The 12,207-nt window shown below is 71.2% G+C and carries 10 protein-coding genes; 8 read left to right on the forward strand and 2 right to left on the reverse strand.

The genetic code is table 11. The annotated features are described in order from the left end of the window. Positions 1 to 97 precede the first annotated feature (97 nt). Complete coding sequence (locus Dsi01nite_RS31530) at positions 98 to 1,987, reverse strand: helix-turn-helix domain-containing protein (protein WP_203849966.1); 1,890 nt, start codon at positions 1,985 to 1,987, stop codon at positions 98 to 100. Positions 1,988 to 2,005: 18 nt separating this feature from the next. After that, the gene (locus Dsi01nite_RS31535) at positions 2,006 to 2,800 is read right to left on the reverse strand and encodes a 3-hydroxybutyrate dehydrogenase (protein ID WP_203849949.1); all 795 of its coding nucleotides are present in this window, start codon (positions 2,798 to 2,800) and stop codon (positions 2,006 to 2,008) included. Between the two features lie 140 nt (positions 2,801 to 2,940). On the opposite strand from Dsi01nite_RS31535, the gene ruvC reads away from it, so the two are divergent. The 8 genes from ruvC (at position 2,941) to Dsi01nite_RS31575 (ending at position 12,071) form a co-directional block, all read left to right on the forward strand. Then, positions 2,941 to 3,453, forward strand: a complete 513-nt coding sequence (gene ruvC / locus Dsi01nite_RS31540) for a crossover junction endodeoxyribonuclease RuvC (RefSeq protein WP_203849950.1) — start codon at positions 2,941 to 2,943, stop codon at positions 3,451 to 3,453. Next, on the forward strand, positions 3,450 to 4,058 hold the full coding sequence (gene ruvA / locus Dsi01nite_RS31545) for a Holliday junction branch migration protein RuvA (RefSeq protein ID WP_203849951.1): 609 nt from the start codon (positions 3,450 to 3,452) through the stop codon (positions 4,056 to 4,058). Before ruvC ends, ruvA begins: the two co-directional genes overlap by 4 nt. Further along, complete coding sequence (ruvB, locus tag Dsi01nite_RS31550) at positions 4,055 to 5,122, forward strand: Holliday junction branch migration DNA helicase RuvB (protein ID WP_203849952.1); 1,068 nt, start codon at positions 4,055 to 4,057, stop codon at positions 5,120 to 5,122. The genes ruvA and ruvB overlap by 4 nt, the downstream gene beginning before the upstream one ends. Before the next feature lie 154 nt (positions 5,123 to 5,276). Next, the gene (gene yajC / locus Dsi01nite_RS31555) at positions 5,277 to 5,657 is read left to right on the forward strand and encodes a preprotein translocase subunit YajC (RefSeq protein WP_203849967.1); all 381 of its coding nucleotides are present in this window, start codon (positions 5,277 to 5,279) and stop codon (positions 5,655 to 5,657) included. 66 nt (positions 5,658 to 5,723) lie between these two features. Beyond that, positions 5,724 to 7,568: a protein translocase subunit SecD gene (gene secD / locus Dsi01nite_RS31560; protein WP_203849953.1), complete on the forward strand. Its 1,845-nt coding sequence runs from the start codon at positions 5,724 to 5,726 to the stop codon at positions 7,566 to 7,568. 2 nt (positions 7,569 to 7,570) lie between these two features. Continuing rightward, positions 7,571 to 8,728 carry a protein translocase subunit SecF gene (gene secF, locus Dsi01nite_RS31565; RefSeq protein ID WP_203849954.1) on the forward strand — a complete coding sequence of 386 codons (1,158 nt, stop codon included), beginning with the start codon at positions 7,571 to 7,573 and terminating at the stop codon, positions 8,726 to 8,728. Between the two features lie 96 nt (positions 8,729 to 8,824). Continuing rightward, positions 8,825 to 9,352 carry an adenine phosphoribosyltransferase gene (locus tag Dsi01nite_RS31570; RefSeq protein WP_203849955.1) on the forward strand — a complete coding sequence of 176 codons (528 nt, stop codon included), beginning with the start codon at positions 8,825 to 8,827 and terminating at the stop codon, positions 9,350 to 9,352. A gap of 133 nt (positions 9,353 to 9,485) precedes the next feature. Beyond that, positions 9,486 to 12,071, forward strand: coding sequence for a RelA/SpoT family protein (locus Dsi01nite_RS31575; RefSeq protein WP_203849956.1), 2,586 nt, complete (start codon positions 9,486 to 9,488; stop codon positions 12,069 to 12,071). Positions 12,072 to 12,207 lie beyond the last annotated feature (136 nt).

The following is a 12,207-nucleotide window of genomic DNA, read 5'->3' on the forward strand; positions in this document are numbered from 1 at the left end:
GCGGCATTCGCCGCCGGCCGTCCACGCGGAATGTCTCGCCGGATATGTCGCCGGCATTCGCCGACGACATATCCGAAATTTCGGTGTATCGGCGGGCTCAGGCGCGCAACCGGTGCAGGCGCAGCGCCAGCTGCACCTCCAGGGCCCGCTCCGGCTTCTGCCAGTCCGCTCCCAGCAGCTGCCCGATCCGTTCGAGGCGCTGCGTCACCGTGTTGACGTGCACATGCAGCAGTTCCGCGGCCCGGGCCAGGCTGCCGCCGACCCCGAAGTACGCCTCGAGGGTCTTCACCAGCGCGGTCCCGCGCCGCACGTCGTAGTCCACGACCGGCCCGATGGTGGAGCCCAGGAACTGCTCGACGTCGCGGTCCCGGCCGTCCGGGGCCGAGCCGAGCAGCAGCCCGACGAAGCCCAGCTCGGCGGTGCTGGCCCCGGCGCCGCCGCGGCCGAGCGCGGCCAGGGCGATGACGCACCGGTCCGCGTCGCGGTAGGCGGCCGCGATGCCGGCCGGACCCGTCGCGGGGCCGCCGGCGCCGGCGGTGACCGGGCGGCCGAGGAGCTTGCCGAGGTCGCGGGCGACGGTGCGGGCGAGCGGACCGGCCGCCTCACCGGGCAGCAGCAGCACCACGTGCCCGTCCCGGGCGGCGGCGAGGCCACCACGGGCCTGCGCGTACGTCTGCGCCCACGACACCGCGCGCTGGCGCGCCGAGCCGCCCGCGACCGCGTCCTCGCCGACGGCCACGACGACGTTCGGGGCGTCCAGGTCGACGCCGAGGCGTTTCGCGCGGGTGCGCAGGGAGTCGGCGTCGCGGACCGGGCGGGTGATGACGTCGTCGAGCAGCTCGCCGCGGACCCGGCCCTCGGCCTCGGCGACCGTGCGGCGGAAGAGCTGCAGCAGGGCGGTGACGACCGCGGCCCGCTCCAGGATGCGCTGGTCGGCGTCGACGAGGGGACGGTCCGGGCGCAGCACGAGCGCGCCCAGGTTCTCGGCGCCGGCGACGACCGCGGCGAGCCACAGGGGGCCGCGGCGCACGCTGCGGCCCTCCGTCCGGGACGCGGCGAGGGCCTCGGCGATGGCGCTGGCGTCGGGGGGCTCCAGGGCGCCGACGCTGGCCTGGCGGCGGCCGTCGGCGTCCAGGACCAGCAGGGCGCCGCCGAGGACCTCGGTGACGACCTCGGCGATGTCCTCGACGCCGGCGCCGCGCAGCACCAGGGCGGTCATGCGGTCGTGGGCGGCGGCGGCGCGTTCGACGGAGTCGCTGTGGGCGCGGACCATGCCGTTGGCCGCGGACAGCTCCTCCAGGGCCGCCTGGGTCTCGCCGAGGAGCCGGGCGGTGTCGATCGCGACGGCGGCGTTCGCGGCCAGGGACACCAGCAGGGACACCTCCTCGCGGGCGAAGGGGCGGGCGGAGCGGTTCGCGGCGTACAGGACGCCGATGATGCGCGAGCCGAGCCGCAGCGGCACGCCGAGGATCGCGACGAGGCCTTCCTCGCCGACGCCCGCGTCGATGTCGCCGGTGTGCCGGAAGCGGGCGTCCTCGGGGTAGTTCGCCGTCACGTACGGGCTGCCGCTCTGCGCGACCAGGCCACCGAGTCCGGCGCCCATGGGCAGGCGCAGGGCCTGGAACTTGGCGGAGATCGAGCCGTCGGTGACGCGCATGTAGGTGTCGCCGTGGTGTTCGTCGTTGAGCGTCATGTACGCCACGTCGGCGCCGAGCAGGGTCCGGGCGCGGTGCACGATGGCGGCGAGGACGGCGTCGACGTCGCGCAGGCCGGCCAGGTCGCTGGCGGTGTCGAACAGCCCGGAGAGCTCCTCCTCGCGGCGCCGGCGGCGTTCGAGGAGCGCCCGCACGCGCAGGGCGACGATCTTCGCCTGTTCGAGCTCGGCGAGTCGGTCCGGCGGCAGGCCGGCGTTGCGGGCGGCGACGAGCGGGCCCTCGAACTCGACCGCGGCGGCCTCCCGCGCGAGCAGCTCCAGGTACTCCAGCATCGTCACACCCCCATTGTGCTAGTGCGCGGTCCAGCCGCCGTCGATCGCGACCGACGTGCCGGTGATGAATCCGGCGGCGTCGGTGCACAGGTACGCGACGAGCTCGGCCACCTCCGACGGCTCGATCAGTCGTTTGATCGCCGCGCTGGTGAGCATGATCTTCTCCACGACCTCGGCCTCGTCGATGCCGTGGGTGGCCGCCTGCGCCGCGATTTGGCCCTCGACGAGGGGTGTGCGCACGTAGGAGGGGTTGATGCAGTTGCTGGTGACGCCGTGCGGGGCGCCCTCCAGGGCCACGGTCTTGGACAGGCCCTCCAGGGCGTGCTTCGCCGTGACGTAGGCGGACTTGAACGGCGAGGCGCGCAGGCCGTGCACGGAGGAGATGTTGACGACGCGGCCCCAGCCCCTGGCGTACATGTGCGGCAGGACCCGGCGGGTCAGGCGGAACGGCGCCTCGACCATCACGGTCTGGATGTAGGCGAACCGCTCCGGCGGGAAGTCCTCGAGCGGCGCGACGTGCTGCAGGCCGGCGTTGTTCACCAGGATGTCGGCCTGCCAGTGGCCCGCGAGCCGTTCCTCGGCGTCGTCGGGTTCGGAGAGGTCGGCGACCACCGGCACCACACCGAAGTCGTCGGCGAGGAGCTTCAACGATTCGGCGTCCCGGTCGACGGCCACCACCGTGGCGCCGGCGGCGGCCAGGCGCACGGCGACACCCCGGCCGATGCCGCTGCCCGCACCGGTCACCAGTGCGGTCCGGCCACGCAGGTCCAAGGCGACCACTTGGTGCGGCGGAACGGGATGTGGCGTCGTCATGGCGGGAAACGTACGAGCCTTCGTGCGCGCGTCCCATGGGGCCCACCCACATACCTTCGGCGCACTCGATGTGTGTGTCGTGTTCCTGGTCCCCTCGACGCGTCCGCTACTGTGTCGAACACACGTATGAGGGGGTTTCGGTGCGCGTGCTGGGGGTCGACCCGGGGCTGACCCGCTGCGGCGTCGGTGTGGTCGAGGGCGTGCCCGGCAAGCCGTGCAAGCTCATCCACTACGAGGTGGTCACCAGCGACCCGGACCTGGACCTGGCGCACCGGCTGCTCAACCTGGACCAGCGGCTCACCGCGCTGGTCGAGGAGCACCGCCCGGAGTCCGTCGCGGTGGAGCGGGTCTTCAGCCAGCACAACGTGCGCACCGTCATGGGCACGGCGCAGGCGGGCGCGGTCGCGATCCTGGTCGCCGCCCGGGCCGGCCTGCCGGTGCAGACCTACACCCCCAGCGAGGTCAAGGCCGCCGTCAGCGGCAACGGCACCGCGGACAAGGCACAGGTCACGGCGATGGTGACCCGGCTGCTGCGGTTGTCGGTCGCGCCCCGGCCCGCCGATGCCGCCGACGCCCTCGCTCTGGCAATCTGTCATGTCTGGAGGGGCGGCACCCGGGACCGCATCCAGGCGGCACTGAGGAGAGCACGATGATCGCGAGTGTGCGGGGGCGGGTCGCCGCCGTGTCGCCGGACGGGGCCGTGATCGAGGTCGGCGGGGTCGGCCTGGCCGTGCAGTGCTCGCCGCACACCCTCGCCGAGCTACGGGTCGGGCACGAGGCGCGGCTCGCCACGTCGCTGGTCGTGCGGGAGGACTCGCTGACGCTGTACGGGTTCGCCGACGACGAGGCGAAGCAGCTGTTCGAGCTGCTGCAGACCGCGACCGGCGTCGGCCCGCGGCTGGCCCAGGCGGTCCTCGCGGTGCACACCCCCGAGGTGGTGCGCCGCGCCATCGCCGGCAACGACACGTCCACGCTGACCCGGGTGCCGGGCATCGGCAAGAAGGGCGCCGAGCGCCTGGTCCTGGAGCTGCGCGACAAGATCGGCGCGCTGCCCGGCGACGGCGCGGCCCTCGTCGGGGTCGGCGGCGGCGCGGTCTGGGCCGAGCAGGTCCGCCAGGCGCTCACCGGGCTCGGCTGGACCGCCGGTCAGGCCGACCAGGCCGTCGCCGCCGTCGCCGAGCAGCTCGACGGCGGCACCGTCCCGCCGGTGCCGGTGCTGCTGAAGCAGGCGATCCGCATGCTGGGCACCATCCGGTGACCGATCCTCTCGTCAGTGCGTACGCGGCGGAGGAGGACCAGGCCGCCGAGCAGAGCGTGCGCCCGAAGCGGCTCGCCGAGCTGATCGGCCAGCACCGGGTCCGGGAGCAGCTGGACCTGCTGCTGCAGAGCGCCCTGCGCCGCGGCAGCCCGCCGGACCACATCCTGCTGTCCGGCCCGCCGGGCCTCGGCAAGACGACCCTCGCGATGATCGTCGCCGCGGAGCTGTCCGCCGGGCTGCGGATGACCAGCGGTCCGGCGATCGAGCGGGCCGGGGACCTCGCCGCGGTGCTGACCAGCCTGTCCGAGGGCGACGTGCTGTTCATCGACGAGATCCACCGCATCGCGAAGCCCGCCGAGGAGCTGCTGTACAGCGCGATGGAGGACTTCCGGGTCGACGTCGTGGTCGGCAAGGGCCCCGGCGCGACCGCGATCCCCCTCGACGTGGAGCCGTTCACGCTGGTCGGCGCGACGACCCGCAGCGGGCTGCTGACCGGCCCGATGCGGGACCGCTTCGGGTTCGTCGGCCAGCTCGAGTTCTACGACCCCGACGAGCTGGAGCTGATCATCGCCCGCTCGGCGCGGATCCTGGACGTGCCGATCACCGACGAGGGGTCCACCGAGATCGGCCGGCGCTCCCGCGGCACACCGCGGATCGCCAACCGGCTGCTGCGCCGGGTCCGGGACTACGCCGAGGTGCGCGGCACCGGGGTGGTCGACCTGGCCGCCGCGAAGGCCGCCCTGGCCGTGTACGACGTCGACGAGCTGGGCCTGGACCGCCTGGACCGGGCGGTGCTGCGGGCGCTGATCCGGCAGGGCGGGGGACCGGTCGGGCTGTCCACCCTCGCGGTGGCCGTCGGTGAGCAACCCGACACCGTCGAAGAGGTCTGTGAACCGTTCCTGCTGCGCACCGGGCTGCTGGCGCGTACTCCGCGTGGGCGAGTGGCCACGCCAAGTGCATGGCGTCATCTCGGACTGCCGGTTCCCGCTGGTACCGTCGGTGGCGGGAGCCACGCAGGGGGAACATCGCCGCAAATGCCCGATCTTTTCAGCTTGGAGCCGTAGCGTCCCAAGCTGTCGTGATCGGACCGTGATAGACGCCGGTCTGCGTGTCTTCCGACACACCGATTAGACTCGCCGCGGTCCGCCGCGCGGACTTCATACTTTCGCTCGGTCCGCCCAGGCCCCTGGGTCCCGAGCCGACCGGAAGGCCATGATCGTGCTGTTCGCCGAGGCACAGGGTTCAGGTGGCGGTGGGTACACCTCCCTGTTGTTCATCGTGGGGATCTTCGCCCTCATCTACTTCATGATGATCCGCCCGCAGCAGCGCCGCCGCCGGGAAGTCCAGAACATGCAGTCCGCCATGGGGATCGGTGACGAGATCATCACCGTCGGTGGGTTGTATGGCACCATTCGCAGCATCGACGAAGACAGCGTCCTGCTGGAGATCGCGCCCGGCGTCACCGCCAGATACGCCAAGGCCGCGATCGGCAAGGTGAACCAGAAGGCAGTCAGCGACGACGCCGTCGACGACGACGCCACCGAGACGGAGGACGACGAGACACCGGCGCCCGGGACCACGCCCAAGTCCGTCGACTGACCGCCGCCACCACGAACAAGCACGCCGCGCACCCCGCCGGCGTTAGTGCAGGGAGACCCGACAGCCGTGGCACAACCTCAGGCACCGATGCACCCGGGCCGTCAGCTCGGTGTGCTCGGCACCATCTTCGTTCTGCTCGCCATCTGGGTGTGGTTCGGTGGTGACGGCGGCTGGCGAAATCGGCTTGAGCCGAACCTCGGCCTCGACCTCATCGGCGGGACCACCGTCACGCTGCAGGCGAAGACCGACACCGGCAAGCCGCCCTCGAAAGAACAGATGAACACGGCCAAGGACATCATCGACAGCCGGGTCAACGGCCTCGGTGTCTCCGAGGCCGAGGTCGTCATCGAGGGCGACACCAACATCGTCGTCTCCCTGCCGGGCAAGAGCGACGACCGGTTGAAGCAGATCGGCCAGACCGCCGAACTGCGCTTCCGTAAGGTGCTCAGCTCGACCGGCGACACCGGCGACACCAACCCGTCGGCGTCGGCGTCCGCGTCGGCGTCGGCCTCCACGTCGGCCTCCGCGCCCGCGTCGGCCTCCGCGTCCGCCAGCGCCAAGCCGTCCGCGTCGACGTCCGCCAGCGCCAAGCCCTCCGCGTCGGCGTCCTCGGCACCGGCGTCCTCCGCCGCCGCGTCGGCGTCCTCCTCCGCGGCTCCCGTGGCGCCCGACGTGGCGCAGCTGCGGGCCGAGGTCGAGAAGAAGATCGGCGTGGCCGCCCTGGGCGCCGCGAGCCAGGAGACCGCGCCGGTCGACCTGTCCGCGGACCCGTCGAAGGCCCAGCTCTACGCGCCGTTCAAGACGCTGACCCCGGAAGAGGTCGCGGTCCTGCCGCCCTCGATCCAGTACAACATCCCGTTCATCACCTGCGACAAGCTCAACAACCGGCCGGTCGGCTCCATCCGGGACGACAAGGTGCAGGCCGTCGCGTGTGAGCCCGGCACCAAGTACATGCTCGACGTCGCGAAGGTGCTCGGCACCGACGTCTCCAAGGCCGACTCGTCGATCGACTCGACGAACGGCAAGTGGATCGTCACGATGTCGTTCAGCAGCAAGGGCCAGGACAAGTGGACCAACCTGACCCGCGAGGCGTGGAACAACGGCACCGACAGCGCGCAGGTCGCCGTCGTGCTCGACAACACCGTGGTGTCCGCGCCGGTCATCGAGAGCGTCATCCCCGGCGACGCGCGGATCACCGGCTCGTTCACCAAGCGTGACACCGAGCTGCTCGCCAACCAGCTGCAGTACGGCGCGCTCCCGCTGTCCTTCGTCCCGCAGGACGCGCAGAGCATCTCCGCCACGCTGGGCAGCTCGCACCTGGAGGCGGGCGTGCTCGCCGCCGGCATCGGCCTGCTGCTGGTGGTGCTCTACTCGTTCTTCTACTACCGGCTCCTCGGCCTGGTCATCACGCTCAGCCTGGTGCTGTCCGGCGCGATGGTCTACATGGCCCTGATCGTGCTCGGCCGGACCATGGGCTTCACCCTGACGCTCGCCGGGTTCGCCGGCTTCATCGTGTCGCTGGGCGTCGCCGCCGACTCGTTCGTCATCTACTTCGAACGGCTCAAGGACGAGATCCGGGAGGGGCGCAGCCCCCGCAGCGCGGTCCCGCGTGCCTGGGTCCGGGCCCGCCGCACGATCATCTCCGCCAACGCCATCACCCTGCTGGCGGCCGCGGTGCTGTACTTCTTCTCCATCGGCTCGGTCAAGGGCTTCGCGTTCGCCCTGGGCGTCGCGACCATCCTCGACCTCGTCGTGGTGTTCCTCTTCCGTCATCCGATCATGACGTTGTTCGCGCGCAGCAAAGCGTTCTTGTCACCGCGGGTCTCCGGTCTCGGCCGGATCGTCGAGCAGCGTCCAGGCACCGGTGTGGCGTCCTCCGCCCCCCGTCGTAACCGCCCGAAGGAGGTCTGACGATGAGCGGCACAGGTGGCATCGCAGCCCGGCTCTACCGTGGTGAAGCCAACGTCAACGTCGTCGGTCGCCGGCGGCTCTGGTTCACCGTCGCCGGGATCGCCCTGCTGATCGCGATCGGCAGCATGGTGTTCAAGGGCTTCACGCTCGGCATCGAGTTCGAGGGCGGCAACCAGTACAACGTGCCGGTCAGCGTCGGCTCGCTCGAGTCGGTCGAGAAGGCGTTCGGCGACGCCGGCGTCGAGGTCAAGACGGGCCAGACGGTCGGTGACAAGCAGTACGTCATCAAGACCGAACTGATCACCGACGCGGCCCGGCAGACCGAGATCAAGGAGAAGGTGGCCGACACCTTCAACATCGACCCGACCCAGATCAGCGACAGCGCCGTCAGCACCTCCTGGGGCGGCCAGGTCACCACCAAGGCCCTGCAGAGCCTGGTGATCTTCCTGGCGCTGGTGACGGCGTACCTGGCGTTCCGCTTCGAGTGGCGGATGGCCGTCGCGGCGCTCGCGTCGCTGCTGCTGAACCTGGTCCTCACCGGCGGCGTCTACTCGCTCGTCGGGTTCGAGGTCACCCCGTCGACGGTCATCGGCTTCCTCACGATCCTCGGTTTCGCGCTGTACGACGTCGTCGTGGTGTTCGACAAGGTGCAGGAGAACACCCGCGGCATCACCGGCAACAACAACAGCACCTACACCGAGGCCGCCAACCTCGCGGTCAACCAGACCCTGATGCGCTCCATCAACACCGGTCTGGTCGCCCTGCTGCCCGTCGGCGGCCTGCTCTTCATCGGTGCCGGCCTCCTCGGCGCGGGCACGCTGAAGGACCTCGGTCTGGTGCTGTTCATCGGTATGGGCGTCGCGGTCTACTCCTCGATCTTCTTCGCCACGCCGGTCCTCGCCGAGTTCAAGACCCGCGAGCCGCGCCTGCAGGCGCACGAGGCCCGCGTCGCGAACCGCCGCGTCGCCCTGGCGAAGCAGGCCACCCAGGCACCGCCCGTCGACAGCGACGGCGTGCCGATCGGGCGGTCGGGTTCGGGTTCGGGGGAGCGGTCCGAGCTTGCCGGTGCGGCACCGCGGCCGGGTGCCCGCCCGGGTGCCCGTCCCGGACAGGCGAAGCGTCCCCGGGCCGGGGGCAGGCCGGGCTCCGGCCGGCGCTGAGCCCCACCATCCATCGTTCACCCGGCACGGGCGTCGCTTCGCAGCGGCGCCCGTGCCGCGTTTCGCTTTTGGCTTTCACATTCGGGAGGTAACCCCGTGGAGATCTCGGACCTGGTCGCCGGCAAGGTCGTCGACGTGCCCGACTTTCCCAAGCCCGGCATCCTGTTCAAGGACCTGATGCCGCTGTTCGCCGACGGCCCGGCCTTCGGGGCGGTGATCGAAGCGATCATCGCCGAGCACGGCGCGGACGGCTTCGACGTCGTCGCCGGGATCGAGGCCCGCGGGTTCGTGATCGCCGCCGCCGTCGCCTACGCCACCGGCAAGGGCGTCGTCCCGGTGCGCAAGGCCGGCAAGCTGCCCCGCGCGACCGTCTCCGCGAGCTACGCCCTCGAATACGGCGAAGCGGTCCTCGAGGTCCACGAGGACGCGTTCGCCGCGGGGGAGCGCGTCCTCGTGGTCGACGACGTGCTCGCGACGGGGGGTACCGCGGCAGCCACCCTCGGACTCGTCGAACGCGCCGGCGGACAGGTCAGCGGCTTCAGCGTGATCCTGGAGCTCGGGTTCCTCGGGGGCCGGTCCAGGATCGCACCTCGTCCGGTTCATGCCCTGCTGACCGTGTCCTGACCCGGCTTCGGGCCTTTTGGAGCCTGGGAATGTCGGTGGGGGCGGGTACGCTTGCGGTTCATACGTTGACGGCGATGAGGAGTGGCCGGTGACCGGCGACATCGCATCCCCGAAGGGGGGTACGGTCAAGCGGATGGGCGCTGCGTCGACACCGGAGGCGGTCCACGTGCAGGACGACCAGCAACAGGCACCGCAGGGCACCGAGCCGGAGACGGCCGAAGCAGGCGGTGTGGTGCTGCAGTTCCCGACCCCCGACGGTGGCGTGCAGCACAACCGCCGGTCCACCGACCCCGGCTACAACGGGGCCACTCCGACACAGGCCCCTGCCCCGACTCCGGCCCCGATCCCGACTCCGGCCCCCGCCAAGCCGGCGCGGCGGGTCGTGGACGATCTCGGTGAGGACACCGAGGACCTGACCGAGGCGGCCGGTTCGATGACCGGCACCGCCCTGGGCCTGGTCGGCGCCGCGCCGACCGGCCGGCGGGTCCGCGCCCGGCTGGCCCGGTTCAACGCGCCGTGGCAGAGCCCGTCGGTCAGCGAGGTCCTCGAGCCGCTCATCGCGCAGCACAAGGCCAGCCACCCCAAGGCCGACGTGCGGCTGCTGCAGCGGGCGTATGACATGGCCGAGCACTTCCACAAGGGGCAGTACCGCAAGTCCGGCGACCCCTACATCACGCATCCCCTGGCCGTCGCCACGATCCTCGCCGACCTGGGCATGGACACCACGACCCTGGTCGCGGCGCTGCTGCACGACACGATCGAGGACACCGAATACACCATCGAGCGGATCCAGGTCGACTTCGGCGGCGAGGTCACGCTCCTCGTCGACGGTGTCACCAAGCTCGACAAGGTCAAACTCGGCGACGCCGCGAAGGCCGAGACGATCCGCAAGATGGTCGTCGCGATGGCCAAGGACCCGCGGGTCCTCGTCATCAAGCTCGCCGACCGGCTGCACAACATGCGGACCCTGACCTTCCTGCCCCGCCCCAAGCAGGAGCAGAAGGCCAAGGAGACCCTGGAGATCCTGGCGCCCCTCGCGCACCGGCTCGGCATGAACACGATCAAGTGGGAGCTCGAGGACCTCGCGTTCCGGACCCTGTTCCCGAAGCGGTTCGACGAGATCAGCCGGCTCATCGCCGAGCACACCCCGCAGCGCGACTCGCTGCTGCGCACCGTGACCCAGAAGGTCGCCACCGACCTCAAGTCGGCGAAGATCAAGTCCGAGGTCACCGGTCGGCCGAAGCACCTGTACTCCGTCTACCAGAAGATGATCGTCCGCGGCCGCGACTTCGGCGACATCTACGACCTGGTCGGCGTGCGCATCCTGGTCGACACGGTCCGCGACTGCTACGCCGCGCTCGGTGTCATCCACGCGAACTGGCAGCCCGTCCCGGGCCGGTTCAAGGACTACATCGCGATGCCGAAGTTCAACATGTACCAGTCGCTGCACACCACCGTGATCGGCCCCACCGGCAAGCCGGTCGAGCTGCAGATCCGCAGCTACGCGATGCACCGCACCGCTGAGTACGGCATCGCCGCGCACTGGCGCTACAAGGAGTCCAAGAACGCCACGATCGCCGGCCCGCCCGCCCACATCGACGAGATGACGTGGCTGCGGCAGCTGCTGGACTGGCAGCGGGAGGCCAGCGACCCGTCGGAGTTCCTGGACGCCCTGCGGTTCGACCTCTCCAGCCAGGAGGTCTACGTCTTCACGCCCAAGGGCGACGTGATCGCGCTGACCACCGGCTCGACCCCGGTCGACTTCGCCTACGCCGTGCACACCGAGGTCGGCCACAAGTGCATCGGCGCCCGGGTCAACGGCAAGCTCGTCCCCCTCGAGAGCACGCTGTCCAACGGCGACGTCATCGAGATCTTCACCTCCAAGTCGGAGACCGCCGGCCCCACCCAGGACTGGCTCGGCTTCGTCAAGAGCCCCCGGGCCCGCACCAAGATCCGGCAGTACTTCAACAAGGAGCGCCGCGAGGAGGCGATCGAGGCCGGCAAGGAGGCGATCGTCAAGGCCATGCGCAAGCAGGGCCTGCCGCTGCAGCGCCTGCTGACCTCCGAGTCGCTCATGACGATCGCCCGCGAGCTGCACCTCGCCGACGTCGCGGCCCTCTACGCCGCCGTCGGCGACGGCCAGGCCTCCGCCCAGTCGATCGTGCAGCGCCTCGTCGCCGGCTACGGCGGTGAGGAGGGCGCCGTCGAGGACATCGCCGAGACCGCCATCCCGACCCGCCCCTCCCGCACCCGCACCGCCGCCTCCGACCCCGGCGTCGAGGTCCTCGGCGTCGACGACGTCTGGATCAAGCTCGCCCGCTGCTGCACCCCGGTCCCCGGCGACGCCGTCTTCGGCTTCGTCACCCGCTCCGGGGGCGTCAGCGTGCACCGCGACGACTGCGCCAACGCCGGCGACCTCAAGGAGCAGCCGGAGCGGGTCCTCGAGGTCAACTGGAAGCCCACCAGCGCCTCCACCTTCCTGGTCGCCATCCAGGTCGAGGCCCTCGACCGCCACAAGCTCCTCGCCGACGTCACCCGCGTCCTGTCCGAGGAGAAGGTCAACATCCTCTCCGCGACCGTCACGACGACCCGCGACCGGGTGGCGATCAGCCGGTTCAGCTTCGAGATGGCCGACCCGAAGCACCTCAACCACCTGCTCGCCGCCGTCCGCCGCATCGACGGCGTGTACGACGCGTACCGGGTCACCTCCGGCGCCTGACCACCACCTGAGGGCACTCGGCCGCCTGCCTGAGGTTTCGCCTGGGCGGGGCCGGGTCGGGCTCGGGCCGGGTTGGGCTCGGGCCGGGTTGGGCTCGGGCCGGGTTGGGCTCGGGCCGGGTTGGGCTCGGGCCGGG

Source organism: Dactylosporangium siamense (assembly GCF_016862795.1).
Lineage (GTDB): Bacteria > Actinomycetota > Actinomycetes > Mycobacteriales > Micromonosporaceae > Dactylosporangium > Dactylosporangium siamense.